Raw genomic sequence first — 26229 nt, 5'->3', positions numbered from 1 at the left:
CATCCCCCATTTCTTTCAGGTCTATATGAACACCTTACTGGAGCCTCCCAGTCGCTGTTTTCAATTCACACCCTGTTTCAATTCGGTCTCCGCTATTCGGCGCAGGTCTCGTTTTCCACTATCGCTTGACCTCGAAATCCCGGTTGCAGCTTTCCCCCTGAACAGCAAATCCGCTCCGTCGAGCCGGCGTTCGTGTGTTCCTGCCATTCACTCATTCGCCCCCACTCTACGAGAGACTGAATAATTCCTATGGAATGGATTGCTGATCCCACGGCATGGCTTGGCCTGCTGACCCTGATCGTGCTGGAGCTGGTACTTGGCATCGATAACCTTGTGTTCATTGCCATCCTCGCTGACAAGCTACCGCCAGAGCAGCGGGATCGTGCGCGTGTCATCGGGTTATCCCTTGCGTTGTTGATGCGTCTTGGCTTGCTGGCCAGCATCTCCTGGATGGTCACGCTTACCGAACCTTTGTTCGAGGCCTTCGACAAGACGTTCTCGGGCCGGGATTTGATCATGCTGTTCGGTGGTGTGTTCCTGTTGTTCAAGGCAACCATGGAATTGCATGAACGGCTTGAAGGGCATGTGACACAACGTTCAGGTAATGCAGCCTATGCGATGTTCTGGCCTATCGTTGCGCAAATCGTGGTGCTGGATGCAGTCTTCTCGCTGGACGCTGTGATCACTGCCGTGGGCATGGTGGAACACTTGTCGGTCATGATGATCGCTGTGGTTTTCTCCATTGGCTTGATGATCATCGCGAGCAAGCCATTGACCCAATTCGTCAATGGTCATCCAACCGTCATCATGCTTTGCCTGGGTTTCTTGATGATGATCGGCTTCAGCCTCACCGCTGAGGGTCTTGGTTTCCACATTCCGAAAGGCTATCTCTACGCAGCGATCGGCTTCTCGATCCTGATCGAGCTGTTCAATCAGGTGGCTCGCTCACGCCGCAAGAAGAGCGCGCAAGGTCATCGCCCTATGCGCGAGCGGACCGCGCATGCCGTTTTGCGTTTGTTGGGTGGCCACAAGCTGGGGGCAGATGAAGTCGGCGAGGAAATCGCTGACATGCTGTCCGGCGAAGAGGCCGATCAGGTCTTCCATCGTCGCGAACGCGTCATGATCAGTGGCGTGCTTCAGTTGGCCGAACGCCCGATACGCGGTGTCATGACCCCTCGTGCGGAAATCGATCACATTGACCTGGCCGATTCTGCAGAAGAAATTCGCACCCTGCTTATGCACTCGCCGTACTCCAGATTGCCGTTGATCCGCGAGGGACGCATTGATGAGCCTTTGGGCTTCGTCCACAAGAAGGAGCTGCTCAAAGAGCTGCTGGCAGGAAACCAGCCCAACCTGGAAACCATTGCGCGCCAGGCCATCAACTTGCTGGACAACTTCACGATTCTCAACGCACTGGAACAGATGCGCAAAGAGTCAACTCACATCGCTTTCGTGGTGAACGAGTTCGGTGACTTCATGGGTATTCTGACCATGACCGACATCCTCGAATCCATCGCGGGTGAGCTGCCGGATGCCAGTGAAATCGAAGGCCCGAACATCGTTGCCGAGGATGGAAGTTTCCTCGTCAGCGGTGCGCTGAATCTCAGCCAGATCCGCGAACACATTGGCTTCCAGGCTAAAGCGACGGATGACTATCAGACCCTCGCGGGGTTGGTCATGAGCTTGCTGGATCGTCTGCCGATCATTGGAGACCAGCTCAATTGGCAGGAGTGGAGCATGACCGTTGTCGAGGTCGAAGAGCGGCGAGTGACGAGGGTGCGATTGCGTAAAGAGTGAACCGGAACGTGCTCGGCAAAAGGCAGCCCGGAGGCTGCCTTTTGTTCATCTGGAGAATTGAATCAGGACAAGAACCCGCCATCCACATTCAACGAAACCCCGGTCGTGTAGCTCGACGCATCACTGGCGAGGTACAGCACGGCACCGGCCATTTCACTTGGATCCGCCACACGCTTGAGCGGGATCTGCTGCAATGCGGTGTTCAAAATGGCCTCGTTTTTTACCAGCGCCGAGGCAAACTTGGTGTCGGTCAGACCAGGCAACAGGGCATTGCAGCGGATATTGAACTGCGCGCATTCCTTGGCGAACACCTTGGTCATGTTGATCACGGCAGCCTTGGTCACCGAGTAGATGCCCTGGAAGATGCCCGGCGAGATGCCATTGATCGAGGCGACGTTGATGATGCTGCCGCCGCCGTTTTCGCGCATCAGCTTGCCGGCTTCGACCGACATGAAGAAGTAGCCGCGGATGTTGACGTCGACGGTCTTCTGAAAAGCGCTGAGGTCGGTGTCCAGTACGTTGCAGAACTGCGGGTTGGTCGCGGCGTTGTTGACCAGGATGTCCAGGCGCCCGAACTGTTCCTTGATGCCGGCGAAGACCTGGCTGATCTGTTCCATTTCACCAATGTGGCAAGCGATTGCGGTGGCTTTGCCGCCGGCGGCGATGATCGCGTCGGCCACGTGTTGGCAGCCGTCGAGCTTGCGGCTCGAGACGATGACGTGGGCGCCTTGCTGGGCCAGCAGTTTGGCGATGGCCTCACCAATGCCGCGGCTGGCACCGGAGACGAAGGCGATTTTGCCGTCGAGGTCGAACAACTGAGTCTTGGACATGGGATTCTCTTATAAAAAGTCTTGTTATTGGGGCCAAGGGTGCAATCAGCGCCGCGATCAGAGCGTAGATTTCTGGATGACTTGCAGGCTCATCTGCTCCAGCAGTTTGTTCATGTGAATGAACTGCGCGAAGCGTTTGTCCTGGGTCTGACCGTGGAAGAAACGGTAGTAGATCTGCTGCACGATGCCGGCCAGGCGGAACAGGCCGTAGGTGTAGTAGAAGTCGAAATTGTCGATCTGGATGCCAGAACGCTCGGCGTAGTAATCGACGAATTCGCGGCGGGTCAGCATGCCCGGGGCGTGGCTCGGCTGACGACGCATTAGTTGCACCGGCGCCGGGTCTGCGGCTTCGATCCAGTAGGCGAGGGTGTTGCCGAGGTCCATCAGCGGGTCGCCGAGCGTGGTGAGTTCCCAGTCGAGCACGCCGATGATTTGCATCGGGTTGTTCGGGTCGAGGATCACGTTGTCGAAGCGGTAGTCGTTGTGAACGATGCTGGAGGTCGGGTGATCGGCCGGCATCTTGTCGTTGAGCCAGGCCTTGACCGCTTCCCACTTCGGCGCGTCCGGGGTCAGGGCTTTTTCGTAGCGATCGCTCCAGCCTTTGATCTGCCGCGCCACATAACCTTCGGGCTTGCCGAGGTCGCCCAGGCCGTAGGCCTTGTAGTCGACCCGGTGCAGTTCAACGAACTTGTCGATGAAGCTTTTGCACAGGGCTTCGGTTTGCGCCGAGTCCAGGCCCAGTTCCGGCGGCAGTTCGGAGCGCAGGATGATCCCGTTGACCCGTTCCATCACGTAGAACTCGGCGCCGATCACCGATTCGTCGGTGCAGTGCACATAGGCCTTGGGGCAATACGGGAAACCGTCGCGCAGCTGATTGAGGATGCGAAATTCTCGACCCATGTCGTGTGCGGACTTGGCTTTGTGGCCAAACGGCGGACGACGCAGGACAAACTCCTGCTCCGGGTATTCCAGCAGGTAGGTCAGGTTCGACGCACCGCCGGGAAACTGGCTGATCTGAGGCAAGCCACTCAAGCCAGGAATGTGGGCCTTGAGGTAAGGATCGATCAGGCTGGCATCGAGTTCTTCGCCGGTACGGATACGGGTGGACTGGTCAGTAAGCGCCATGCTTATCCCTTCTGCTTATTTTGGAGGCCAGACATCATTGGCTAATCTAATGGTGCGCCGGGGTGGCCACAAGCGTGGCACGGTCTTATAGGTCAGCGTGTTGCTGGATAATCAGCGTTCCTGATGTGCGGGAGCAGGCGCGGCGGACCAGGGTTCAGGGGGCGAACAGCGCCCCGGCTCTGGGCGCTGTCGGGCGTCCTTTAATCAGCGAACGAGAGCGGCGGTGACCGGCGCGGGTAACTCAATGGGCGTCAGTACCGGTTGCCCGGAAAAGAACGCCACCAGGTTTTTCCCCACCAGTTCAACGGTGCCCTGGGTCGCTTCCGGGGACAAGCCCGCGACGTGCGGCGTCAGGATCACGTTGGTCAGCGCCTTGAGTGCATCCGGCACGTGAGGCTCGGCATCGAACACATCCAGCGCGGCTCCGGCAATGCGTCGTTGTTCAAGCGCACTGACCAGGTCGGCAGTGGCGATCACCGAGGCGCGGGCGATGTTCACGACAAAACCATTGGGGCCCAGGGCGTCGAGTACTTGTTTGTTGATCAGGTGTTTGGTGCCCAGGCCGCCGGGCGTGGCGATGATCAGAAAGTCCGAGGCGCGTGCCAGTTCGGTCGGCGTCGAGCAGAAGGTATAAGGCACGTCGCTGCGATGCTGGCGGTTGTGATAGCTCACGGTCATGTCGAAGCCGGCGGCAGCGCGTTTGGCGATGGCCATGCCGACCGCGCCGAGGCCGAGGATCCCCAGGCGCTTGCCGGCCAGGGAAGGGCGCATGATCTTCGGCCACTCGCCGCGGCGTACGGCGGCATCGCAACGAGGAATGTCGCGCACCAGCGCCAGCAACATGGCCATCGCATGGTCGGCGACTGACGAGGCATTGACCCCGGCGCCATTGGTGACGGTAATGTCACGGTCGGCGGCGGCTTGCAGGTCGACGTGTTCGTAACCGGCACCGATGACGCAAATGATCTTGAGGTTGGGCAAGGCAGCGATTTCATCAGCGTACAAACCCAAGGGGCCGCGGGTCAGCACCGCGTCGATCTGGGCGCCATGCCGGGTGATGGCTTCGGCGCGCTCGGCCGGTGTCGGAGCCAGAATCAGGTGAAAGCCCTGATGTTCGAGAATCGGCAAGTAATCATTGATGGTCTCAACCAGTACCAGAACGGTTGCAGGCATGCTGGGCTCCTGTGGGTATTGAATGTCGGATCTCGAATGTTGCTTCAGATTGCTGATTCCAGAGGAGTTTAGCAACGACCGGGGATTGCACACGCCGTTGATCAGACTGATTTAACTGGCGAGGTAAGAAAATTGCGCGCCGCGTCGAGAATCTCCTCGGACAACCCGTCCCCGCGTGTGGCGCGAGCCAGGGTCAGGGCGCCGACCATCAATGAATAATCCACCAAGGCTTGCTGGCGATTGGCTTCGGGCTGGTCGGCACCCATCAAGGGCATGAGCATCTGCAGCAAGGCTTCCAGCCCTTGGGTGTAGGTCTGGTGCAAACCGCTTTCGGCGGTTTCATGGCACATGTCGCCGGCAAACGCGGTGACCGGGCAGCTTTCGCCCGGGTTGTCGCGATTGGCTGCCGACAGGTAGGGCGCGATGATGTTGGTGCGGGCCGAGACGGTGTCGTCGCTGGCGTCGATTTTCTCCTTCCAGCGTTCCATCGACTGCGTGAACGCCCGGGTGCAAGCTTCCTTCGCCAGCGCTTCCCTGGACTCGAAATGACCATAGAACCCGCCATGGGTCAGTCCCGCCGCGCCCATCACATCGACGACGCTGATCCCGTGCAGGCCGCGCTCACGAAATAGCCGTGTGGCGGCTTCGACGATGATCTCGCGGTTGAGGTCGGCTTGTTTGCGGGAGACTCGGGGCATGGCGGCTCACAGGTAGGGAAGGTGGATAGATGACTGGCATCATAACGAACGGTGGGTCGCGCGTCCGGCCGTCTCTTTCTGCACTGCTGCAAGATTGTTCTTTCCCGATTGCAGGACGTAAACGCCACCGAGGATCAGAACCATCGCCAGCAAGTCGAGGCTCTTGATCGGCTCGCCCACCAGCAATGTGCCGATCAGCAAGGCAATCACCGGCGGAATGTAGGTGACGCCCGAAGCGGCGAGGGCGCCGAGCCGTTGCACGATGTAGTAATAAAGGATGTAGGCAATGCCGGTCCCGGCCAGCCCCAAACCCAGTATCACGCCCGCCAGCGCCACCGGGTCCAGCGAAATGTGCGCGATGCCATGCATGTCGGTAATCAGCGTGATCAGCACCAGGGCGAAACCGATCTGATAGGTCGACAGCGCCAGCGGCGACAAGCCCAGCGGTGTAATAAAACGTCGGGCATAGACAAACGAGCAGCCGACACTCAGCGAACCGGCGATCATGTACAGCACACCGCTGACATCGACACCCGCCGCCAGGCTGTTCCAGGGCCGGGCGATCAGAACCACGCCGACAAAGCCGAGGAAAATACCGAAAGCCGTCCGGGTGTTCAGCGGTTCGGCGAGCAGGAACAGCCATGCGGTGAGAAAAGAAAACAACGGAATCGCCCCGCTGAGCATCCCGGCCACGCTGGACAGCAACAACGAGGTGCCTTTGGCGAAGGCGTAGTAGTAAACCACCGTCGCCAACAGCGCCATCACCAGGAAATGATGGCTGTAGCGCAGGTGCGACCAGCTCAGGCTTCGACGCGCGAGGGCGAATGCCAGGATCGGCAAGAACCCGAACAACACCCGCAGGAACACGATTTGCGTGGGTGTAATCCATTCGGCGGCCCACTTCATGAAAATGAAGTTGGTGCCCCAGATCAGGCCGAGCAAAGCGAACGCGATATACGCGGCCTGTTTCATGGACGTGCTCCCGAGGGGTCGCGAAATAGCGAGTGGAGCGTTAGACCGCTCAAAGCGCGTATTGAGCGATGCCGTTGCCAAACGACCAGTTTTCTTTCTTCACTTCCACCAGATTGATGAAGACGTCTTCCAGGCGCACCGCCAGTTCCTTGTGAAGGCTCTCGGCGATGGTTTTGTAGAGAAGTTTTTTCTGTTCGATGGTGCGGCCTTCGCTCAGGGTGATCTGAATCACCACCAGGCCGTCGCTGCGATTGATGCCCAGATAGCCGGGATCAAAGATGAAATGATGCTCATCGTGCTCGGCAAGAATCTGGAAATTATCGTTTTCCGGCACGCCAATCGAGCTGTGCATGGCAGCGTAAATCAACTGCCCGACACGTTTGGCGAAAGTGGGGTCTTGATGCTTTTTGATGTCGACGCGAACGAGTGGCATGAGAAGGCTCCGCAATCAGGGCTGCCGGTCAGCAGTCAGGGTTGAAAGTACCTGACGCTCATCCTTTATCAAATAGATTTTTTGAAACATCTATTTGATGCTGCGCCAGAAAATCTGATCCGCACAACCACTCCTCAGCTAAGTCTTTGCTTCTGTTCATTAATCCCGGACAATCGCGCCCCTGTTTCGGCCAGGGCGCTGCCCGTCGGATTTTTCCGACTCGTCCTGACCGGGTAGCAAATGACCGGACTGCGGAGATCCCACCGGATGAATGATCAGGCCAATAGCGTCGACGAACGCTATGTAGCGGCGACACCAGCGACTCTCACGAGCTGGAACCGCCATGACACCACCTGGATGCTGGGCCTGTTTGGCACGGCCATCGGGGCCGGTACCCTGTTTTTGCCGATCAACGCGGGGCTGGGCGGTTTCTGGCCGTTGCTGATCCTGGCGGTGCTGGCGTTCCCCATGACCTTTTACGCACACCGTGGCCTGACCCGCTTCGTGTTGTCCGGCCGCGAAGGCGCGGACATCACCGAAGTGGTGGAAGAACACTTCGGCATCAAGGCCGGTGCACTGATCACTTTGCTGTATTTCTTTGCGATCTTCCCGATTCTGCTGATCTACAGCGTGGCCCTGACCAATACCGTGGGCAGTTTCCTCGAGCATCAACTGCACATCATGCCGCCACCGCGTGCCGTGCTGTCGTTGGTGCTGATCCTCGGCTTGCTGGCCGTGGTGCGTTGCGGCGAGCAAGTCATCGTCAAGGCCATGAGCCTGATGGTCTATCCGTTCATTGTGGCGCTGCTGTTCCTGGCGGTGTTCCTGATTCCGCACTGGAACGGCGGCATCCTGGCCACGGCGTCGACCCTGCCTGAGCCGTCGGCGCTATTGCACACGCTGTGGCTGGCGATTCCGGTGATGGTGTTCTCGTTCAACCACTCGCCAATCATCTCTGCGTTCGCAGTGGACCAGAAGCGTCGTTACGGTGAACACGCCGAAGAACGCAGCTCGCAGATCCTGTCCCGCGCCCACGCCTTGATGGTGGTGATGGTGCTGTTCTTCGTCTTCAGCTGCGTGCTGACCTTGTCTCCAGCGCAACTGGCCGAAGCCAAGGCACAGAACCTGTCGATCCTGTCGTACCTGGCCAACCACTTCAGCAACCCGACCATCGCCTTCGCGGCGCCGTTGATTGCCTTCGTGGCCATTTCCAAGTCGTTCCTGGGGCACTACATTGGCGCCAGCGAAGGCCTCAAAGGCCTGATCGTGAAAAGCGGCAAACGTCCGGCGCCCAAGACCCTGGACCGCATGACCGCCGCGTTCATGCTGGTGGTGTGCTGGATTGTCGCGACCCTGAACCCAAGCATTCTCGGCATGATCGAAACCCTCGGTGGTCCGATCATCGCGGCAATCCTGTTCCTGATGCCGATGTACGCGATCCGCAAAGTGCCGGCGATGGCGCGCTTCCGTGGCCAAGCGTCCAACGTCTTCGTGACGGCGGTGGGTCTTGTGGCGATATCAGCGTTGATCTATTCCTTGACGGCCTGAATCGCGGGCCAGCCAATCACTGGCTGACACGCTGAAATCCTGTGGGAGCGGGCTTGCTCGCGAATGCGGTGTGTCATTCACCTAACTGTTGGCTGACACACCGCATTCGCGAGCAAGCCCGCTCCCACAATGGTTTGTGCAGACCTTACAGGCATAAAAAAACGCCGCTCATCTCACGATGGGCGGCGTTTTTTATTGCGTTGCAGCGTTAGGCTTGAACGACCGGGATGTTGGCGTTCGCAGCAGCTTCACGGAACTCGGCGATCTGGTCGAAGGACAGGTAGCGGTAAACATCAGCCGCCATGCTGTCGATCTTGCCAGCGTATTCCATGTACTCCTCGACGGTCGGCAAGCGACCCAGGATGGAAGCCACAGACGCCAGCTCGGCCGAAGCCAGGTAGACGTTCGCGCCGTCACCCAGACGGTTCGGGAAGTTACGGGTCGACGTCGACACCACGGTGGAGTTCGGCTCTACACGTGCCTGGTTACCCATGCACAGCGAGCAGCCTGGCATTTCCATGCGTGCGCCGGCCTTGCCGTAGATGCCGTAGTAGCCTTCTTCGGTCAGCTGGTGAGCGTCCATTTTGGTCGGCGGCGACAGCCACAGACGGGTTGGAAGCTGACCCTTGACCTGATCCAGCAGTTTACCGGCAGCGCGGAAGTGACCGATGTTGGTCATGCACGAACCGATGAACACTTCGTCGATCTTCTCGCCAGCAACGCTGGACAGCAGACGGGCGTCGTCCGGATCGTTTGGCGCGCAGAGTACAGGCTCTTTGATGTCGGCCAGGTCGATTTCGATGATTTCAGCGTATTCGGCGTCAGCATCGGCAACCATCAGCTCAGGGTTGGCAACCCAGGCTTCCATCGCTTGGGCACGACGTTCCAGGGTACGTGCATCACCGTAGCCTTCGCCGATCATCCAGCGCAGCAGGGTGATGTTGGAGTTCAGGTACTCGGTGATCGACTCTTTCGACAGCTTGATGGTGCAACCGGCAGCCGAACGTTCAGCCGAGGCGTCGGACAGCTCGAAAGCTTGTTCGATGCTCAGGTTGTCCAGGCCTTCAATTTCCAGGATGCGGCCGGAGAATGCGTTCTTCTTGCCTTTCTTCTCAACGGTCAACAGGCCAGCCTGAATCGCGAAGTAAGGAATGGCGTGAACCAGGTCACGCAGGGTGACGCCCGGTTGCATTTTGCCTTTGAAGCGCACCAGGATCGATTCCGGCATGTCCAGCGGCATAACGCCGGTGGCTGCGGCGAACGCTACCAGGCCAGAACCGGCCGGGAACGAAATGCCCATCGGGAAACGGGTGTGCGAGTCACCACCGGTACCGACGGTGTCCGGCAGCAGCATACGGTTCAGCCAGCTGTGGATAATGCCGTCGCCCGGACGCAGGGAAACGCCGCCGCGGGTCATGATGAAGTCTGGCAGGGTGTGGTGGGTGGTCACGTCGATCGGCTTAGGATAGGCCGCGGTGTGGCAGAACGATTGCATTACCAGATCGGTCGAGAAGCCCAGGCACGCCAGGTCTTTCAGTTCGTCACGGGTCATTGGACCGGTGGTGTCCTGAGAGCCGACGGTAGTCATCTTCGGTTCGCAGTAGGTGCCAGGACGAACGCCTTTGCCTTCTGGCAGGCCGCACGCCTTGCCGACCATTTTCTGTGCCAGGGTGAAGCCTTTGCCGGTGTCGACAGGTGCTTCAGGCAGTTTGAACAGATCGGTAGGGCCCAGGCCCAGTTCGGCACGCGCCTTGTCGGTCAGGCCGCGACCGATGATCAGCGGGATACGGCCGCCGGCACGTACTTCGTCCAACAGCACCGGGGTCTTCATTTCGAAGGTGGTCAGGACTTCGTCAGTGCCGTGTTTGCAGACTTTGCCAGCATGCGGGTACAGGTCGATCACGTCGCCCATGTTCATGTTGGTGACGTCGAATTCGATTGGCAGTGCGCCAGCATCTTCCATGGTGTTGTAGAAGATCGGAGCGATCTTGCTGCCGAAGCAGAAACCGCCAGCACGCTTGTTCGGCACGTAAGGAACGTCGTCGCCGAAGAACCACAGCACCGAGTTGGTGGCGGATTTACGCGAAGAACCGGTACCGACCACGTCACCGACGTAGGCGATAGGGAAGCCTTGACCGCGCATTTCTTCGATCTGCTTCATCGGACCGGTGACGCCCTGGACGTCAGGCACGATGCCTTCACGGGCCATTTTCAGCATGGCGAGGGCGTGCAGCGGGATGTCCGGGCGGGACCAGGCGTCCGGAGCAGGGGACAGGTCGTCGGTGTTGGTTTCGCCGGTGACCTTGAACACGCGCAGGCTGATCTTGTCGGCCAGCACAGGGCGGTTTTTGAACCACTCGCCGTCAGCCCAGGATTGCAGCACGCCTTTAGCGTGAACGTTACCGTTCTTGGCTTTTTCAGCGACATCGTGGAATGCGTCGAACATCAGCAGGGTGTGCTTGAGTTCTTCGGCAGCGACTGGCGCCAGTTCGGCGTCGTCCAGCAGATTGACCAGGGTCACGATGTTGTAGCCGCCTTGCATGGTGCCAAGCAGTTCAACAGCGCGTTTCTTGTCGATCAGAGGGGATTTTGCTTCGCCTTTGGCGAGGGCAGACAGGAAACCGGCCTTTACATAGGCCGCTTCGTCCACGCCTGGCGGAATGCGATTGGTGATCAGGTCAACGAGGAAAGCTTCTTCGCCAGCCGGGGGATTCTTCAGCAGCTCGACCAGGCCTGCAGTTTGTTCGGCGTTTAGCGGCTGGGGAACGATACCCAGTGCTGCACGCTCTTCGATATGTTTGCGGTAGGCTTCAAGCACAGTTATTACCCTCATCAGTGGTCCCAAATGGGTGTCCGGGACGCTCATCCCGAAATTGCCGTACTCATGCGCTGCGTGGCGTTGTGGGCCACTTAGCCAGAATTACCGACAATTCCTTACAGAAGCTGCTTTCAAAGTTTTACGCCTGCAGAACGGGGAGCTGATGAGGGTTGGCGTAGAGTTTTTCCCCGCTGGAAAAACCCTTCGCCAACTCCGCTCTGAAGGAACGACTGTGCTCGTGACGCTTTGAAAACAGCTTCTAACGGACATTGGCGCCTTAAAAGGCTGGCTGATTCTACGGCAAAAAAAAATTAAAGGTAAGTTAGCCCCTCAACTTTGAGGGGTGATGAATGTTAGACAAAGGGCTAACATGCCGACCTGTTCTGCTTTCCCGTGTTCTCCTTACCTATGCCCAATCAGACCATCAAGACCCCCTGCGTCGGCCTCTGTTCCACTGTTTACGGTGATCTGGTGTGCCGTGGCTGCAAGCGTTTCCACCATGAAGTGATCAACTGGAATGGTTACAACGAGGAGGAAAAGCGCGCGGTGTGGCTGCGTCTTGAGCAGCTGTTGTCCCAGGTGATGGCCAGCAAGCTGGAGGTTTTCGATGCCCAGCGCCTGCGCTTGCAGCTGGAGCAGCGCAAGATCCGCTTTGTGCCGCATCAGTCGGAATATTGCTGGGCGTATCAGCTGATCGCCCGGGGCGCGCGGGTCATCAACAACCTGGAAGCCTACGGGATGGTGCTGATGCCGGAGTTTCGCGACTGGAACCTGCCGGAATTGCGCGATGCCATTGATCGGGAGTTCTTCTTGCTGTCGGAGGCGCATTACCAGCGCTACATCGCGCCCGGTTTCCTCCGGGATGCGTTCGGCGGGTAAATCTTAAAAGCTTCGCGGGCAAGCCTCGCTCCTACAGGTCATGCATCGATCATGAAAGCACCGATAACCTGTAGGAGCGAGGCTTGCCCGCGAAGGCGTCATCACTGACACCGCACATCTCAATGCTGAGTCACAATCTCCTCCAGATGATCCATGATCGTATCCGGTTTCAGCACCAGCACATCGCTCTCCACTGCATCCAGCACCACCTCCGCCGTATTGCCGATCAACGCCCCGGACAACCCGGACCGCGCCACCGTGCCAATCACCGTCACTGCCGCACCCAGTTTGTGGACCATGAACGGAATCAACACATCTGCCGGACCTTCCTCGATGTGCAGGTGTTCATCATCGATATCGAACTCGGCCTGAAACGATTTGCACTGCTCGCGATAGCGCGCCTCGATGGTTTCGCTGAGCTGCAACGTCGGGTCGGCCGCCGACAGCATCGGTGACGGATGGGCGCTGACCACGTGCAGATGGGCCTTGGCCAGGCTGGCGATGTCGTAACCGTGATCGACGATGGTGGCGTGCAAGGTGCGGTGTTCGCCATCGGTATTGCCGACGTCGATCGCCGCCAGAATCACGCCGCCCGTCCACGGTTTCGAGGTTTTCACCAGCAACACCGGCGTCGGGCAATAACGCAGCAATTTCCAGTCCGCCGGGGTCAGCAGGGCTTTTTTCAGCGGGCTGTCGGGGAAATGCTGTTTGACCACCAGCCCGCAGCCTTCGGCCTGCTGCACGTCGACGATAGTTTCGTGCAGGCTCTCATTCCAGGCCTGCTCGGTGGTGACGCTATAACCGTCCTCGATCAGGGCTGCCTTAAGTACGCCCAACATGCCGCTATGGTCATGCTTGCGATCGCACACCAGCAAGTGCAGATGCGCCTGAGTCACACCAGCAATCAGTTTGGCCCGTTTGAGCGCCAGGCTTTCCGAGTGTTCGGGTTCGATGACCACCAGAATGCTGCGAATGGCTTGCATGATCGGGATCTCCAGGAAGGTAAAAAATGCTGCGTTGGACAACTATAGTTCTTCGCCGTCAACCCGGTACTTGATGCATATCAACGGTGGCGACTGGTGGTCTGGCGGCAGGCCGGTATAATCGGCGCCCTTCGATTTACACCTTTTATTCCGTGAGCCCCATGATCCTTCCCGAAATTCACGAGTTCCTCGGCTGCCGCACCCCCGATGGCTGGGTCCAGGCCGCGCTTGCCGATCAGGAAACCCTGCTGATCGACCACAAGAACTGTGAGTTCAAGGCGGCCAGCACGGCGTTGAGCCTGATCGCCAAGTATCACTCCCATGTCGACCTGATCAACCTGATGTCGCGCCTGGCCCGGGAAGAGCTGGTGCATCACGAACAGGTCATGCGCCTGATGAAAAAGCGCAAGATCGAGTTGCGTCAGCTGTCCGCCGGGCGTTACGCCTCGGGCCTGCGCAAAGTGGTGCGCAGCCACGAGCCGGTCAAACTGGTGGACACGCTGGTGGTGGGCGCGTTTATCGAGGCCCGTAGCTGCGAACGTTTCGAGGCGCTGGTGCCGCATCTGGATGAAGAACTGGGCAAGTTCTATTTCGGCTTGCTGAAAAGCGAGGCGCGGCATTTTCAGGGGTATCTGAAACTGGCTTACCAGTATGGTGACGCCAAGGATATTGCCCAGGTTATTGACCGGGTTCGTGCTGCCGAGCAGGAATTGATCGAGTCGCCGGACGTGGAGTTTCGCTTTCACAGCGGTGTGCCAACTGCCGCATAACCTTGTAGGAGCGAGGCTTGCCCGCGAAGGCGATTTCAAGGACGCCTTCGCGGGCAAGCCTCGCTCCTACAAACGTCATGCCTGATTCGACATTGTTAAAAACTCTTAAAAACATGAAACATCGCCAAAAACCGGCCCTCGAGGCCGGTTTTTGCTGCCTGCCATCACCGTCCTGTCACCGATTGGCGCCATAATGCCGCCCACTTCACACAAGGGGCAGCAGACGGTCGTTATGGATAACCTGGGTTTTGGCAAAGTTTTGCTGGTGGAAGACGATGAGAAGCTCGCCGGGCTGATTGCGCACTTCCTGTCCCAACATGGCTTTGAGGTCCGGCAGGTGCACCGCGGTGACCTGGCGCTGGCCGCCTTCCTCGAATTCAAACCGAAAGTTGTCGTGCTCGACCTGATGTTGCCGGGGCAGAGCGGCCTGCACGTGTGCCGCGAGATCCGCAGCGTGTCCGACACGCCGATTGTCATCCTGACAGCCAAGGAAGACGACCTCGACCACATCCTCGGCCTGGAATCCGGCGCCGACGACTATGTGATCAAACCGATCAAACCGCCGGTCCTCTTGGCCCGCCTGCGTGCCTTGCAACGCCGTCAGACCCCGGACAGCAACGTGTGCAGCGCCCTGGAATTCGGCCATCTGAGCATCGACCGCAGCTGTCGCGAAGTGCGGCTGGCGGGAGAACTCATCGAAATGACCACCATGGAATTCGAACTGCTGTGGTTGCTGGCCAGCGCCGCCGGCAAGACGCTGTCTCGCGATGACATCCTCAACCGCATGCGCGGCATCGCGTTTGACGGCCTCAACCGCAGCGTTGACGTCTACATCAGCAAGTTGCGCGGCAAGCTCAAGGACAACCCGCGCGAACCGGTGTGCATCAAGACCATCTGGGGCAAGGGTTACCTGTTCAATCCGTTTGCGTGGGAGCTGTAAATGCTACGGTTATTTCTTGGGCTGTTTCTGGTGATGACCGTTGGCCTGGTCCTGGGGCTGCAAACCGTCGAGCGCACGTTCGATGCGCTGCTCGCCGGTCAGATGCAGAGCTACAACCGCGAGGCGGTGCGTGGCCAGGCCTGGTCGCTGGCCGAGCAGTTGCGCGATCTGGATGGTTCGGACCGGGAGCAACAACTGGAAGCGGTACGCCCGCACTATGGCTTGGGCCTGACGTTGGTCGAGAGTCGTCAACTGGCCCTGACCGATCAGGAGAAAGCCGAGTTGGCCCTGGGGCTGCTGGTGATTCGCGACAAGTACACGCAGTTTATCTCGCGCATCGACGAAGGTTCTCAGTTGCTCAGCATCAAGTTGCCGGCCGAGCCCAGCCTGATGCCGTTCTACATTGCCGCGGCGTACTTGATGATCGCGGTGATGATCGGTTTCGTGTTGATGTTCTGGGTGCGTCCGCACTGGCGGGATCTGGAGAAACTGCGCCTGGCGGCCGAACGCTTCGGCGATAACGACCTGTCGTCACGAATCCAGCTGTCCAAGCGCTCGAACATTCGTGATTTGTCCGAACACTTCAACCTGATGGCGGCGCGCATCGAAGGCCTGATCGCCAATCAGCGCGAGCTGACCAACGCGGTGTCCCATGAATTGCGCACGCCGATTGCCCGGTTGTCTTTCGAACTCGATCAGCTCAAGCAACAACCTGATCCGGCCCAGAATCGCGAACTGATTGCCGACATGTACGCCGACCTTGGCGAATTGGAGGAAATGGTCTCCGAGCTGCTGACCTACGCCAGCCTTGAGCGCGGTGCCACGGTGATCACTCGGGAAAACATCCAGGCCAACAGTTGGCTGGACAGCGTGGTCGGCAGCGTGGCGCTGGAGGCCGAGGCCGCCGGGGTGCAGTTGTTGATCGTCGAGTGTCAGGTCGATGAGGTGCGCATCGAGCCGCGTTTCATGGCCCGCGCTGTGATCAACCTGCTGCGCAATGCCATTCGTTATGCCGAGGAGCGGGTGGAAGTGTCGCTGGTCCGCACCGGCGATCATTACGAAGTGCGGGTCAACGATGACGGCCCGGGCGTGCCGGTGGACGGACGCGAGAAAATCTTCGAACCGTTCTCGCGCCTGGACGCCAGCCGAGATCGCCGCACGGGCGGGTTTGGTTTGGGGCTGGCGTTGGTGCGGCGAGTATCGCAATCCCATGGCGGGCAAGTGGAAGTGGCGGATTCGCCGTGGGGTGGGGCGTCGTTTCGGATGACTTGGGCGCATCTGGATTGATTGTGTTGTTTTCACTGACGCCTTCGCGGGCAAGCCTCGCTCCTACAGGATATTGGTCGCTCACATGATTTGTGTACGACTCCGGACCTGTAGGAGCGAGGCTTGCCCGCGAAGAGGCCATCAGCAACAAAGCATCATCAAAAGGTGTACACAACCTGCCCAGCTAACGAGGTCTGCATCCGCCGCTCGACAATTGGACTGTCCGCCGCATCACCCGCCAGATACTGCACCGCCAGCACCGTCGAAACACTCCACCGATCATCGATCGGCAATGACCAGCTCAACTCCGCCCCGCGACTCACCAGTCCGCCGTGAGTGTCATGCGTCCGGAACTGACTGCGCGAAGCCTGGGCGGCACTGACGCCATACCAGGTGCGCACGTAATTACTGTCACCAAACTGACTGTTCAGGCTGCCCGTGACCTTGCCGTAGTCACCTTCATAAAACGGCGCGCTGATGCTCAGTTTCAGGCGATTCCAGGACGAGCCAGTGTCGCGATCGTCATCGTCCTTTTCCAGCGCATGTTCAAAATCGGCACCGAGAATGATCGGGCCCATGTGGTAAGTCCCGTCCAGCCCCAGCGCCGGCCGCGACTTGATCGAGCCCATGCCGTTGAGCTCATCCGAGCCTTTGAATCCGGTCTTGCGATCCTTGCGCACATCGCTCGCGCCGATGTACACGCTCAGGCCAAAGTCGTCTTCATCAAACGCCCAGCCCAATCCCTTTTCAGTGTCCAGAAAGATGCCATACGGGCTGACCACCTTGGCGCCCAGTAGCGGCGCGACCACGCGCTCGTCGCTGCCGCTGTAACGGGGCGCGCTGGCAGCACCGGTGCGCAGCGTGTAGCGCCAGTCTTCAGCGTGTAATGAGTCGGCGGGAAACAGCAGGCAAAGTGAAGGCAACGACAGACACAGCGAACGTAACATGGGAGCACCCGAGGGAGATTGGATGCGCCCATGCTAGGCGGCTGCCCGCCAGCAATCTTTGAGAGCTTTGTCGGGAAACTGTCAAAGACTGTGAAACGACTTCAGCGGCTCAAACCCAGGCGTTCATGCCAGTCGGCGATGGACTCTTCGGGATAGACGTCGAACTGCTTGTCCCCGGGACGCATGTCGACTTCCACCCACGGTGCCTTGGAGTCGAGCAACAAGTGCGTGTGTTCCGGCGGCACCGGCAGCGGGGTGTCGATGGCCGACGCGAACGGGTGAATCAGCTCCGGCCATTCAGGGCTGTACACCCACAGGCACGAGCCGCAGACCGAGCAGAAATGCCGACCCAGGCTGCTGCGATGGGCACGCTTGTCGCTTTCGTTCTTGAGTTGTGCATGGTAGACCGCGACGTGCTTGCACCCGCGGACCTTCAGGCTGGCGGCATCACCGGCAATATTGATCGAGTAACCGCCACCGCCCTGAGTCTTGCGGCAAATCGAGCAGTAGCATCGCTGATACGGGTAGGGATGGGCGCTGGTCAAACTGAATGACACAGCGCCGCAATGGCAGGAACCTTCGAGCTGCATGGGAACCTCCGACGAGGGTTGGGTTACCCAAGACAGCCTAGACCGTCAGCGAGCTTCGACCGGCACCAGAATCGGGGAAGTAAGGGTGAGTGATGAGCCGCTGGATTTGTGGCGGATGTGCCGGCCTCTTCGCGAGCAAGCCTGCTCTCACAGTTGAAATGCGTTCCCCTGTGGGAGCGGGCTTGCCCGCGATGAACGATAACGCGGTCTCACTGGACGCCCACTCATGCCCAAGGCAGCATGGTCGCCTTCACCACCGGGGCTGAATTCATGCGACGACTGCCTTCACTAGCAGCACTCAGAACCTTCGAATGCGCCGCCCGCCACGCCCACTTCGGCCGGGCCGCTGCAGAGTTGTGCGTCACCGACAGCGCCGTCAGCCATCAAATCCGTCAGCTCGAAGAGCACCTGGGCGTCTCGCTGTTCATCCGCGAAGGCCGGCAAATCCGCCCGACCATGGCCGCGGGCCGGTTAATGCAAAGCCTGCAGCAAGCCTTCGAACTGATCGGCGAAGCCTGCGATGAATTGCGCGACCCGTCATCGCTGGCGGTGTTGCGTCTGGCGGTCACCGCCGAGCTCGCGCAAAAGTGGCTGATGAGTCGCCTCACGGACTTCTACGCGCGCTATCCGCACATCACGCTGCACCTTTATGAACAACCGATCGACGCCACGGCGCCGGGGGAAGACATCGACCTGGCGATCACCTACGGCACCGGGCCGGTCGACAGCAGCGCCTATTTCGTCCGCCCTTTGCCGGCGTTGCAGTTTTTCCCGGTGTGCAGCCCCGGCCTGTTCAACCAGGGCACGCTGAAAGCCCCGAAGGACCTGGCGCGCCATTGCCTGCTGCACGACGATCAGGACGGCAAGACCTGGACCGCATGGCTCACCAGCCATGCCGGCGATCAGCGTCCCCAGCGGCAACTGTATTTCGCCCATGCCGGCCTGGCGCTGGAAGCGGCGGTGCAAGGGCAGGGCGTGGCCATGGGCGACAATCTGACGGCTCAGGAAGACTTGCTCAGCGGTCGTCTGGTCCGGCCTTTCACCGCCAGCATGACTGCGCTCGGGCAATATGCGCTGGTGTGCGAGCGGGTGCGTCTGGAGCGTCCGGCCGTGGCGCAAATGCTGGAATGGTTCAACGATCAGCTGATCGATTGATGAGTTGAATTCAAGTATTCCGAAATAATCATCGTTGGCGAGGAGGACGCCGACGACCGTAGCCTGTGGTCATTCCAATCCGCGTTGATGAGGTCCGACCATGGCACGCTTGCTCGATTCCACCCCGAAACTCGATGGCTTCCGCCTGCCCGGCGAATTCGAAACCAAGTCCGGTTGCTGGCTCGGCTGGCCGGAGCGTACCGATGTCTGGCGCAACGGTGCCAAGCCTGCGCAGAAAGTCTGGGTGCAAATCGTCACCGCCATTGCTCAGAGCGAACCGGTCACGGTTTGCGCATCCGCCGCACAATTCGCCACCGCCCGCCGCCAGTTGCCGCCTCAGGTTCGCGTGGTGGAAATGACCTGCAACGACACCTGGTTCCGCGACAGTGGCCCTTGCTTCGTGGTCAACGACGACAGCGGCGAAGTGCGCGGGGTCGACTTCGAGTTCAACGCCTATGGCGGTCTCGACGGCGGCTTGTACTACCCGTGGGACAAGGACGATCAGATCGCCAGCAAAATCCTCGAAATCGAACGCTTCGACCGTTACCGCGCGCCGTTGATTGCCGAACTGGGCGGCATCCAGAGTGACGGCCAGGGCAGCATCCTCACCACCGAACAATGCCTGCTCAACCGCAATCGCAACCAGCATCTGGGCAAGGAAGAAGTCACCCGCCGCCTGACCGATTACCTCGGCGCCGAGCAAATCATCTGGTTGCCACGGGGTTGCAAGTTCGACGAAACCGACGGCCATGTCGACGACCTCGCGTGCTTCGTGCGTCCCGGTGAAGTGGTGCTGCAATGGACCGACAATCGCGATGATCCGCAATGGGAAATCTACCAGGAGGCCTACGACATTCTGCGCAGCACCCGCGACAGCCGGGGCCGTGAGTTGATCGTGCACAAGTTGCCGCAACCGGATGTGCTGGAATGGACCGCTGAAGAAGCCGAAGGCCTGGACCAGCAAGACAGCACCCATACCCGTCAGGCCGGGACCCAGATCTGCGCGTCGTACATCAATTACTACGCCGGCAACAGCTCGATCGTGGTGCCGTTGTTTGGTGATCGCAACGATCAGGCGGCGCAGGCGACCCTGGCTGAATTGTTCCCGAAACACAAAATCGTCGGCATCGAAAACTCCCGGGAAATCCTCCTCGGTGGCGGTAACGTCGCCTGCATCACCATGCCGCAATACGCTGCGCCTGCGCGCAGCAAACAGGGAGCGTAATCATGGGCCTGCACAAACTGACTCAAGCGTTATTGCTGGTGCTTGCACCCTTGTGTGTGCAGGCCGCCGACACCGCGAAACCGGTGGTGAACCTGTACATCTGGGGCGAGTACCTGGCCCCGGATACCCTGACCGATTTCGAGAAGAAAACCGGCATCCATGTGGTGGTCGATCACTTCGACTCCCTGGAAACGGCGGAGACCAAACTGTTGACCGGTGGCAGCGGTTATGACCTGGTGCTGACGGCGGGGCAGCACCTGTCCCGGGCGATCCAGAGCGGGGCGATCCAGACACTGAACCTGCAACAGTTGCCGCACTTTGCCGGCGTAGGGGAAGAGTTCCGCCAACACATGGCGGCGTTCGATCCGGGCAATCGTTACGCCGGCATCTACGCCTGGGGCACCACCGGCGTTGGCTACCAGGAAGAGGCGATCAAACAGCGCTTGCCCGACGCGCCAAGGGACAGTTGGGCGATGCTGTTCGACCCGGCGGTGGTGTCGAAATTTGCCGATTGCGGGGTCAGTCTGCTCAACGATCCCAACGAGGTGTTTGCCGCGGTCATGAAGTACATGGGGCTGGACATCAACCGCCAGAACCTCGATGACCTGAAACGGGCCGAGCAACAACTGGCGAAGATCCGGCCCTACATCCGCTACTTCGACAATGACCTGAACATCAGCGACCTCGCCAACGGCAACACCTGTGTGGCGATGTCGTGGAACGGCAACGTAGCCATCGCGGCGGGTCAGGCCGAGGCGGCGAACAAACCGTTCAAGCTCAGTTACCGGATACCGAAGGAGGGCACGTTGATCTGGTTTGACGCCATGGTCATTCCCAAGGATGCACCACACCCCGAGGCGGGGCTGGCGTTGATGGATTACCTGATGACGCCGGAAGTGATTGCGCCGATCACCGACACCATCCACTACGCCAATGCGATTACGGCGGCGGACGAGTTGATCGATCCGGCGATCCGCAATGATCCGGGGACGTATCCGTCGGCGCAGGTGAGGGCTTCGTTGTATAGCAAAAATGACAATGGCAAGGCGTTCAACCGGGCGTTGATTCGGGCGTTTACTCGGTTGAAATCCGGGTTGTGATTGGTTTTGAGTGATGTGTTGAATGAGAAATCGCCTTCGCGAGCAAGCCCGCTCCCACAGGTTATGTGTCGGGCACAGAGGCTGCGTACACAAAGATCCCTGTGGGAGCGGGCTTGCTCGCGAAGAACGATAACGCGGTCTACTTGCCTGTCATCCGCCACAAATACCACGAAGCCACCGTCCGATACGGACTCCACGCCAGGCCAATCTCCACCATCTGCTTGCGCGTCGGCTGCACCTCCAGCCCCTTCAGCCGCCGATACCCCTCACGCACCCCAAAGTCATCCGCCGGCAAAATATCAGGGCGCTCCAGGCTGTAAATCAGCAGCATCTCGACCGTCCAGCGTCCAACCCCGCGCAAGGTGACTAGCCGCTCGATCAGCGCCTCATCGTCCATCGCCAGTGCGGTGGCGTAATCCGGCACCACACCGTCCAGAGCCGCCTGCGCAATCCCCTGAATGGTCGCGATCTTGCCTGCGGAAAACCCGCAACTGCGCAGTTGATCAAACCCTGTCGCCACAATCTGTTCCGGCCTTGGAAACGCCGTCGACGGATACAACGCCAGCATTCGACCGACAATCGCATCCCCGGCCTTGGCGTGCAGTTGCTGATAGGCAATCGCCCGCACCAGCGACTCATACGGATCGCGCGCCGCGTGGGGTTGATGCAGGCACGGGCCGATGGCGGCGATGTGGCGCCGCCAGTCTTCATCGATCGATGACAGAAACTCAGTCGCAGGCAGATAGGGATCGGGCATGGCGATCAAGCGTTCCCGGCAGGTTTGAGCAGGGCGTTGACTTCCCCGTACGTGAAGGCCTTGAGATGGCTGGTGTCGAGTTTTCCGGTCTCCAGAAAGCCATTGGCCAAGGACGCCATCGCCCCATAAAGAAACTCGGCGATGCCGGAGCCGGCACTCAGGCGCCGTACGCCGAGGGCTTGCAGGGTTTCAGGCGACTGCAAACCCGGCAGCCCGAGCACGTTCACCGGCAACGGCGTGCCTTGGCACAGTGCTGCAATCTCATACTCCGCCGTCACGCCCGCTGCGAACAACCCATCAGCGCCCGCCGCCTGATACAACGCAGCGCGCTTAAGCGTTTCGGCGACGCGATCTTCCGCAGGCACCAAACCCCTGAGGTACACGTCAGTGCGGGCATTGATAAACAGCTTCACATTGCGCCGATTGGCAACCTCACGGGCGACTTCGATCTTGCGTGCGAGCAACTCCGGCACAGAGGCACCGTCCTCGATATTGATCCCGACCGCACCGGCCGCGATCACCGCCTCAACGACTTCGGCCACCCGCGTCAGGTCATCGGAATAACCGGCCTCGATGTCGATGGACAACGGCACCGAAATCACCCGGGCGATGGATTCCACGGTGGATATCAGGCGTTCAAGCGGCAGGGCATTGCCGTCCGCATACCCGTGTGCCCAAGCCACCGCCGCGCTACTGGTGGCCACGGCTTTGCAGCCCAGTTGCTCGACGATGCGCGCCCCGGTGGCGTCGGCGACGTTCGTGAGGATCAGCAGGCCGTCGTGGTGCAGTTGATGAAAATGCGTGTCCATCGAATGTCCTTCCTTATGACCTTTTGCAGAAAACCAGGGGATCAGAATGCGAGTTGTTCGGTCACCTGCACGGCGGCTTTTTCCAGCCTGAGCAAAAACGCCTTGCGCGGTTGTCCTCCACCATAGCCCGTCAATGAGCCGTCTGCACCGATCACCCGGTGGCAGGGCAACACAATTGAAAGACGGTTATGCCCGTTGGCCAGACCCACGGCGCGACTGGCGCCGGGCTTGCCCAATGTCGCGGCGATGGTGCCGTAGGTGCTGGTCTGGCCGTAGGGGATCTTCGCCAATTCGGCCCAGACCTGCCGCGCGAATTCGCTGCCGGGCAAGTGCAGAGGTACGGTGAACTCGGTGAGTTTTCCGGCGAAATACTGCGCAAGCTCGGCTTCAATCTGCTGTAGATGAGCGTTGTGCCCCGGCGCCACGGCGTAGCCGTAACGGTTCTGCAATTCTTCGACTTCACGGGTCAACGCCGGACGATCCAGAAACTCCAGCAGCACCAGCCCACGGCGTTCGGCCATGGCGATCATCGGTCCCAACGGCGTGGTCAGGCGCGTGAACAGCAGCGGCTCGCTGTTGGCTGCACGGCCCGGCGTGATGTGGAAGGATTTCTGAAACGCATCGCGAAAACCGCTCAGGGATTCGTAGCCCGAGTCGAACGCCGCGTTGTCGATGGAATCGCCCTGTTTGATACCGCCCAAGGCCATGCCCAGGCGCCGGGTACGCAGCCAGGCGTGGAAGGTCATGCCGAAATGCTGCTTGAACCAGCGGCGCAGTTTCAGCGGTTCGATGCCCTCGGCGACGAGTTGGGCATCGGTCCAGCGCATCTCGGGATCGCTGTCCACCGACTTGAGCAATGCCTGCACCCAGTCCGGCGCGATGGCGGCAGCGTCCAGCGGCTTGCAGCGCAGACACGCGCGATAACCCGCCGACATGCACTCATCGGCATGGGCGAAGAACTCGACGTTCTCCGGCTTGGGCTTACGCGCCGTGCAACTGGGGCGGCAGAAGATCCCGGTAGTTTTCACGGCAGTAAAGAACACCCCCTCGTAGGCGGTGTCTCGTTCGAGCATGGCGCGAACCATCTCGGCGTGGGGCGGCAGCAAAGCGTTTTGTAGGTTCATGGGCTGAGCATAAGACGCGTTGAGCGACGCCTCCACCGGAAAATCGACAGAGAATTCCGTTGCCTCAGATCGAGCGTTGATTGACCCGTTTCGACAGCTCTTCAGCGCTCTCTTTGCGTTCCGAATAACGGTCCACCAAAAACTCCTCGCGGCCACGCACCAGCACCGTGAACTTCATCAGTTCTTCCATCACGTCCACCACCCGGTCGTAGTACGCCGAAGGCTTCATCCGGCCAGCTTCGTCGAACTCCATGAAAGCCTTGGGCACCGAGGATTGATTGGGGATGGTCAACATCCGCATCCAGCGACCCAGCACGCGCAGTTGATTGACGGTGTTGAACGACTGGGAGCCGCCACAGACCTGCATCACCGCCAGGGTTTTACCTTGGGTCGGACGGACCGCGCCCATGGTCAGCGGGATCCAGTCGATTTGCGCCTTGAACACCGCCGACATCGAACCGTGGCGTTCCGGCGAGCACCAGACCTGGCCTTCGGACCAGAGCACCAGCTCGCGCAGTTGCTGGACCTTTGGGTGGTCGCTGGGCGCATCGTCGGGGAGAGGAAGACCGGAGGGATCGAAGATCACCGTTTCTGCGCCCAGTAGACGCAGGATTCGCGCGGCTTCTTCGGTCAACAGGCGACTGAAAGAACGCTCGCGCGTCGAGCCGTAGAGCAGCAGGATGCGCGGCTTGTGGGTGCTTTCGGTTGAAAACGTCAGCAGGTCCAGATCGAGATTGGGCAGGTCGTCGTTCATCACAGGGCTCCGATGCGGTCCAGTTCGGTTTTCAGATCGGCGTCCGAAAGGTTTTTCAGGTCCAGGGCGAAGAAGGCTGCAAACCGTTGCTTGATCGTTTCCACGGTGCTGTCGAACGCAGCCTGAATCTCCTGCTCGGTGCCGTGCACCTCCGACGGATCGGCCAGTCCCCAGTGGCTTTTGAGCGCCGGGCCGAAATACACCGGGCACGCTTCCCCGGCGGCTTTGTCGCACACGGTAATGACAATATCGGGCGGTGAGTCGGCGAACACCGAAGAGTCTTTGCTGTAGAGGCCTTCGGTCGAGATACCGAGGTTATGCAGTGTTCGCACGGCTTGAGGGTTGAGCCGGCCGCTGGGGAAACTGCCGGAACTCACCGCCATAAAACCTTCGGGCGCCAGATGATTGAACAGCGCTTCACTCAGCACGCTGCGGCAGCTGTTGGCGGTGCACATGAAGAGAACTTTGGTGGGAGAGGGGAGTGGGCTCATCGCTGAAAGCTCGCATATATGGATATCCGAATATACGGATGCTCGCCCGAATTGCCAACTCCCTTTTCCCCATCGTCACCTTCAGGCGCGGCGCGCCATCAACAGCACCGAAGCCGCCGCCGACAATAACCCCGCGCAGCACCGGTTGAAGATCCGCTTGCCCCGAGGTTCGGCAAACCAGCGGCGCATGTGCAGGCCCATGTAGGCGTAGGCGCTGATGGCGATCCATTCCAGCATCAGGAACAACGCGCCGAGCAACGCGAATTGCGGTGTCACCGCGCGAGTCGGATCGACGAACTGGGGCAGGAAGGCGGTGAAGATCAGGATTGCCTTGGGATTGCCGGCCGCCACCAGAAACTCCTGCCGCGCCAACCCCAGCACGCCAACCGACGCACCCGTCACTGCTTTCTCGGCCCCCGGATCGGCGCGCCACAACTGCCACGCCAAGTAAAACAGATACGCCGCGCCCACGATTTTGATGCCGTAGAACAGCAACTCGGACGTTTGTAGCACCACCGCCAAACCGGCCGACGCCAGGGCAATCATCCCGGCGAATGCGATCAACCGCCCGATCCCGGCCACGCACGAGATGCGGTAGCCATAGCGGGTCGAATTGCTGACGGACAACAGATTATTCGGGCCCGGCGCCATGTTCAGGGCGAAGCAGGCGGGGAGAAACAGCGTGAGCGTGGCGAGGTCCATGACAGGTCTCCGGTAACGAGAGCGGTATTTTTATCATGGACGGCGGGGGCTTTTCCGGTACAGCGGGGGAGGCAAGTCGCCGTACACTTTTGTTGCTCGTGGAGAGTGAGTGCCCGTTCATTCAACAGGACTTTCGAGCCAAAAAATGGAGGAATGTGTTTTTCGACTTTTTGTGCAGTCCACTTCGGATCGAATGCAGGGCTCGCGACAGGCAGCAATCGGCCAAAAGCAACCGTTCGCGTACGCACGCTTTGAGCCGATAGCTACCCTGCTCACCGATATCCAAATCTAGCGGTTTGGAATTCTGTTTCGAGGGAATAAAATGTTGGCCACGAAGGTCATC

At 59.6% G+C, this 26229-nt stretch carries 25 protein-coding genes; 9 read left to right on the top strand and 16 right to left on the bottom strand.

Features of this window, described 5'->3' with window-relative positions:
• Nucleotides 1-249 precede the first annotated feature (249 nt).
• Nucleotides 250-1797 carry a TerC family protein gene (locus ACA049_RS17025; RefSeq protein WP_497328463.1) on the top strand — a complete coding sequence of 516 codons (1548 nt, stop codon included), beginning with the start codon at nucleotides 250-252 and terminating at the stop codon, nucleotides 1795-1797.
• A 62-nt stretch (nucleotides 1798-1859) separates the two neighbouring features.
• Here the strand turns inward: ACA049_RS17025 and ACA049_RS17020 are convergent, their stop codons facing one another.
• The 6 genes from ACA049_RS17020 to ACA049_RS16995 form a co-directional block, all read right to left on the bottom strand.
• On the bottom strand, nucleotides 1860-2627 hold the full coding sequence (locus tag ACA049_RS17020) for an SDR family oxidoreductase (RefSeq protein WP_497328462.1): 768 nt from the start codon (nucleotides 2625-2627) through the stop codon (nucleotides 1860-1862).
• A 57-nt stretch (nucleotides 2628-2684) separates the two neighbouring features.
• Entirely contained in the window at nucleotides 2685-3752 is a 1068-nt protein-coding gene (locus ACA049_RS17015; protein WP_497328461.1) for a phosphotransferase family protein, read from the bottom strand.
• 204 nt (nucleotides 3753-3956) lie between these two features.
• Nucleotides 3957-4925 carry a 2-hydroxyacid dehydrogenase gene (locus ACA049_RS17010; RefSeq protein ID WP_497328460.1) on the bottom strand — a complete coding sequence of 323 codons (969 nt, stop codon included), beginning with the start codon at nucleotides 4923-4925 and terminating at the stop codon, nucleotides 3957-3959.
• A 101-nt stretch (nucleotides 4926-5026) separates the two neighbouring features.
• Nucleotides 5027-5623: a TetR/AcrR family transcriptional regulator gene (locus ACA049_RS17005; RefSeq protein ID WP_497328459.1), complete on the bottom strand. Its 597-nt coding sequence runs from the start codon at nucleotides 5621-5623 to the stop codon at nucleotides 5027-5029.
• Nucleotides 5624-5662: 39 nt separating this feature from the next.
• Entirely contained in the window at nucleotides 5663-6595 is a 933-nt protein-coding gene (locus ACA049_RS17000) for a DMT family transporter (RefSeq protein ID WP_497328458.1), read from the bottom strand.
• Nucleotides 6596-6644: 49 nt separating this feature from the next.
• Nucleotides 6645-7028, bottom strand: a complete 384-nt coding sequence (locus ACA049_RS16995) for a tautomerase family protein (protein ID WP_497328457.1) — start codon at nucleotides 7026-7028, stop codon at nucleotides 6645-6647.
• A 267-nt stretch (nucleotides 7029-7295) separates the two neighbouring features.
• Here ACA049_RS16995 and ACA049_RS16990 point away from each other — a divergent pair, with 267 nt between their 5' ends.
• Nucleotides 7296-8576 carry a serine/threonine transporter gene (locus tag ACA049_RS16990; protein WP_497328456.1) on the top strand — a complete coding sequence of 427 codons (1281 nt, stop codon included), beginning with the start codon at nucleotides 7296-7298 and terminating at the stop codon, nucleotides 8574-8576.
• 208 nt (nucleotides 8577-8784) lie between these two features.
• Here the strand turns inward: ACA049_RS16990 and acnB are convergent, their stop codons facing one another.
• The gene (gene acnB, locus ACA049_RS16985) at nucleotides 8785-11394 is read right to left on the bottom strand and encodes a bifunctional aconitate hydratase 2/2-methylisocitrate dehydratase (protein ID WP_497336887.1); all 2610 of its coding nucleotides are present in this window, start codon (nucleotides 11392-11394) and stop codon (nucleotides 8785-8787) included.
• Between the two features lie 408 nt (nucleotides 11395-11802).
• On the opposite strand from acnB, the gene ACA049_RS16980 reads away from it, so the two are divergent.
• Nucleotides 11803-12273, top strand: a complete 471-nt coding sequence (locus tag ACA049_RS16980) for a DUF1289 domain-containing protein (protein ID WP_461974117.1) — start codon at nucleotides 11803-11805, stop codon at nucleotides 12271-12273.
• 119 nt (nucleotides 12274-12392) lie between these two features.
• Here the strand turns inward: ACA049_RS16980 and uspL are convergent, their stop codons facing one another.
• Nucleotides 12393-13256 (bottom strand): universal stress protein UspL, encoded by an 864-nt coding sequence (uspL, locus tag ACA049_RS16975; protein ID WP_497328455.1) that lies wholly within the window; start codon nucleotides 13254-13256, stop codon nucleotides 12393-12395.
• Between the two features lie 161 nt (nucleotides 13257-13417).
• Between uspL and ACA049_RS16970 the strand changes: the two genes are divergently transcribed.
• The 3 genes from ACA049_RS16970 (at nucleotide 13418) to ACA049_RS16960 (ending at nucleotide 16253) form a co-directional block, all read left to right on the top strand.
• Nucleotides 13418-14026 (top strand): MiaE family protein, encoded by a 609-nt coding sequence (locus ACA049_RS16970; protein ID WP_054615108.1) that lies wholly within the window; start codon nucleotides 13418-13420, stop codon nucleotides 14024-14026.
• Between the two features lie 232 nt (nucleotides 14027-14258).
• Entirely contained in the window at nucleotides 14259-14966 is a 708-nt protein-coding gene (locus ACA049_RS16965) for a response regulator (protein WP_497336885.1), read from the top strand.
• Nucleotides 14967-16253, top strand: a complete 1287-nt coding sequence (locus tag ACA049_RS16960; protein WP_497328454.1) for an ATP-binding protein — start codon at nucleotides 14967-14969, stop codon at nucleotides 16251-16253.
• Nucleotides 16254-16390: 137 nt separating this feature from the next.
• Here ACA049_RS16960 and ACA049_RS16955 read toward each other — a convergent pair whose 3' ends face one another.
• Nucleotides 16391-17179: a MipA/OmpV family protein gene (locus tag ACA049_RS16955; protein WP_497328453.1), complete on the bottom strand. Its 789-nt coding sequence runs from the start codon at nucleotides 17177-17179 to the stop codon at nucleotides 16391-16393.
• A gap of 101 nt (nucleotides 17180-17280) precedes the next feature.
• The gene (locus ACA049_RS16950; protein WP_497328452.1) at nucleotides 17281-17769 is read right to left on the bottom strand and encodes a GFA family protein; all 489 of its coding nucleotides are present in this window, start codon (nucleotides 17767-17769) and stop codon (nucleotides 17281-17283) included.
• Nucleotides 17770-18039: 270 nt separating this feature from the next.
• Here ACA049_RS16950 and ACA049_RS16945 point away from each other — a divergent pair, with 270 nt between their 5' ends.
• From ACA049_RS16945 to ACA049_RS16935, 3 genes are all read left to right on the top strand, one after another.
• Nucleotides 18040-18924, top strand: coding sequence for a LysR substrate-binding domain-containing protein (locus ACA049_RS16945; protein WP_497328451.1), 885 nt, complete (start codon nucleotides 18040-18042; stop codon nucleotides 18922-18924).
• A 100-nt stretch (nucleotides 18925-19024) separates the two neighbouring features.
• The gene (gene aguA / locus ACA049_RS16940) at nucleotides 19025-20149 is read left to right on the top strand and encodes an agmatine deiminase (RefSeq protein ID WP_497328450.1); all 1125 of its coding nucleotides are present in this window, start codon (nucleotides 19025-19027) and stop codon (nucleotides 20147-20149) included.
• 2 nt (nucleotides 20150-20151) lie between these two features.
• Nucleotides 20152-21249 (top strand): extracellular solute-binding protein, encoded by a 1098-nt coding sequence (locus ACA049_RS16935; RefSeq protein ID WP_497328449.1) that lies wholly within the window; start codon nucleotides 20152-20154, stop codon nucleotides 21247-21249.
• A gap of 139 nt (nucleotides 21250-21388) precedes the next feature.
• On the opposite strand, the gene ACA049_RS16930 is transcribed toward ACA049_RS16935, so the two are convergent.
• From ACA049_RS16930 to ACA049_RS16905, 6 genes are all read right to left on the bottom strand, one after another.
• Nucleotides 21389-22006: a DNA-3-methyladenine glycosylase family protein gene (locus ACA049_RS16930; protein WP_497328448.1), complete on the bottom strand. Its 618-nt coding sequence runs from the start codon at nucleotides 22004-22006 to the stop codon at nucleotides 21389-21391.
• Between the two features lie 5 nt (nucleotides 22007-22011).
• Nucleotides 22012-22815, bottom strand: a complete 804-nt coding sequence (locus ACA049_RS16925) for an isocitrate lyase/PEP mutase family protein (RefSeq protein ID WP_497328447.1) — start codon at nucleotides 22813-22815, stop codon at nucleotides 22012-22014.
• A 41-nt stretch (nucleotides 22816-22856) separates the two neighbouring features.
• Nucleotides 22857-23939, bottom strand: coding sequence for a bifunctional transcriptional activator/DNA repair enzyme AdaA (locus ACA049_RS16920; protein ID WP_497328446.1), 1083 nt, complete (start codon nucleotides 23937-23939; stop codon nucleotides 22857-22859).
• A 64-nt stretch (nucleotides 23940-24003) separates the two neighbouring features.
• Nucleotides 24004-24693, bottom strand: a complete 690-nt coding sequence (arsH, locus tag ACA049_RS16915; protein ID WP_497328445.1) for an arsenical resistance protein ArsH — start codon at nucleotides 24691-24693, stop codon at nucleotides 24004-24006.
• Complete coding sequence (locus tag ACA049_RS16910) at nucleotides 24693-25148, bottom strand: arsenate reductase ArsC (RefSeq protein WP_497328444.1); 456 nt, start codon at nucleotides 25146-25148, stop codon at nucleotides 24693-24695. The genes arsH and ACA049_RS16910 overlap by 1 nt, the downstream gene beginning before the upstream one ends.
• 117 nt (nucleotides 25149-25265) lie before the next feature.
• Nucleotides 25266-25886 carry a LysE family translocator gene (locus ACA049_RS16905; protein WP_497328443.1) on the bottom strand — a complete coding sequence of 207 codons (621 nt, stop codon included), beginning with the start codon at nucleotides 25884-25886 and terminating at the stop codon, nucleotides 25266-25268.
• Nucleotides 25887-26229 lie beyond the last annotated feature (343 nt).

Source organism: Pseudomonas sp. LBUM1662 (assembly GCF_059695915.1).
This window is presented reverse-complemented; position numbering and strand designations above follow the sequence as displayed.

What these genes read in the sequence shown, in the direction of transcription:
- ACA049_RS17025 (WP_497328463.1), top strand. Translation starts at nt 250, where the DNA reads ATGGAATGGATTGCTGATCCCACGGCATGGCTTGGCCTGCTGACCCTG.
- ACA049_RS17020 (WP_497328462.1), bottom strand. Translation starts at nt 2,627, where the DNA reads ATGTCCAAGACTCAGTTGTTCGACCTCGACGGCAAAATCGCCTTCGTC.
- ACA049_RS17015 (WP_497328461.1), bottom strand. Translation starts at nt 3,752, where the DNA reads ATGGCGCTTACTGACCAGTCCACCCGTATCCGTACCGGCGAAGAACTC.
- ACA049_RS17010 (WP_497328460.1), bottom strand. Translation starts at nt 4,925, where the DNA reads ATGCCTGCAACCGTTCTGGTACTGGTTGAGACCATCAATGATTACTTG.
- ACA049_RS17005 (WP_497328459.1), bottom strand. Translation starts at nt 5,623, where the DNA reads ATGCCCCGAGTCTCCCGCAAACAAGCCGACCTCAACCGCGAGATCATC.
- ACA049_RS17000 (WP_497328458.1), bottom strand. Translation starts at nt 6,595, where the DNA reads ATGAAACAGGCCGCGTATATCGCGTTCGCTTTGCTCGGCCTGATCTGG.
- ACA049_RS16995 (WP_497328457.1), bottom strand. Translation starts at nt 7,028, where the DNA reads ATGCCACTCGTTCGCGTCGACATCAAAAAGCATCAAGACCCCACTTTC.
- ACA049_RS16990 (WP_497328456.1), top strand. Translation starts at nt 7,296, where the DNA reads ATGAATGATCAGGCCAATAGCGTCGACGAACGCTATGTAGCGGCGACA.
- ACA049_RS16980 (WP_461974117.1), top strand. Translation starts at nt 11,803, where the DNA reads ATGCCCAATCAGACCATCAAGACCCCCTGCGTCGGCCTCTGTTCCACT.
- uspL (WP_497328455.1), bottom strand. Translation starts at nt 13,256, where the DNA reads ATGCAAGCCATTCGCAGCATTCTGGTGGTCATCGAACCCGAACACTCG.
- ACA049_RS16970 (WP_054615108.1), top strand. Translation starts at nt 13,418, where the DNA reads ATGATCCTTCCCGAAATTCACGAGTTCCTCGGCTGCCGCACCCCCGAT.
- ACA049_RS16965 (WP_497336885.1), top strand. Translation starts at nt 14,259, where the DNA reads ATGGATAACCTGGGTTTTGGCAAAGTTTTGCTGGTGGAAGACGATGAG.
- ACA049_RS16960 (WP_497328454.1), top strand. Translation starts at nt 14,967, where the DNA reads ATGCTACGGTTATTTCTTGGGCTGTTTCTGGTGATGACCGTTGGCCTG.
- ACA049_RS16955 (WP_497328453.1), bottom strand. Translation starts at nt 17,179, where the DNA reads ATGTTACGTTCGCTGTGTCTGTCGTTGCCTTCACTTTGCCTGCTGTTT.
- ACA049_RS16950 (WP_497328452.1), bottom strand. Translation starts at nt 17,769, where the DNA reads ATGCAGCTCGAAGGTTCCTGCCATTGCGGCGCTGTGTCATTCAGTTTG.
- ACA049_RS16945 (WP_497328451.1), top strand. Translation starts at nt 18,040, where the DNA reads ATGCGACGACTGCCTTCACTAGCAGCACTCAGAACCTTCGAATGCGCC.
- aguA (WP_497328450.1), top strand. Translation starts at nt 19,025, where the DNA reads ATGGCACGCTTGCTCGATTCCACCCCGAAACTCGATGGCTTCCGCCTG.
- ACA049_RS16935 (WP_497328449.1), top strand. Translation starts at nt 20,152, where the DNA reads ATGGGCCTGCACAAACTGACTCAAGCGTTATTGCTGGTGCTTGCACCC.
- ACA049_RS16930 (WP_497328448.1), bottom strand. Translation starts at nt 22,006, where the DNA reads ATGCCCGATCCCTATCTGCCTGCGACTGAGTTTCTGTCATCGATCGAT.
- ACA049_RS16925 (WP_497328447.1), bottom strand. Translation starts at nt 22,815, where the DNA reads ATGGACACGCATTTTCATCAACTGCACCACGACGGCCTGCTGATCCTC.
- ACA049_RS16920 (WP_497328446.1), bottom strand. Translation starts at nt 23,939, where the DNA reads ATGAACCTACAAAACGCTTTGCTGCCGCCCCACGCCGAGATGGTTCGC.
- arsH (WP_497328445.1), bottom strand. Translation starts at nt 24,693, where the DNA reads ATGAACGACGACCTGCCCAATCTCGATCTGGACCTGCTGACGTTTTCA.
- ACA049_RS16910 (WP_497328444.1), bottom strand. Translation starts at nt 25,148, where the DNA reads ATGTGCACCGCCAACAGCTGCCGCAGCGTGCTGAGTGAAGCGCTGTTC.
- ACA049_RS16905 (WP_497328443.1), bottom strand. Translation starts at nt 25,886, where the DNA reads ATGGACCTCGCCACGCTCACGCTGTTTCTCCCCGCCTGCTTCGCCCTG.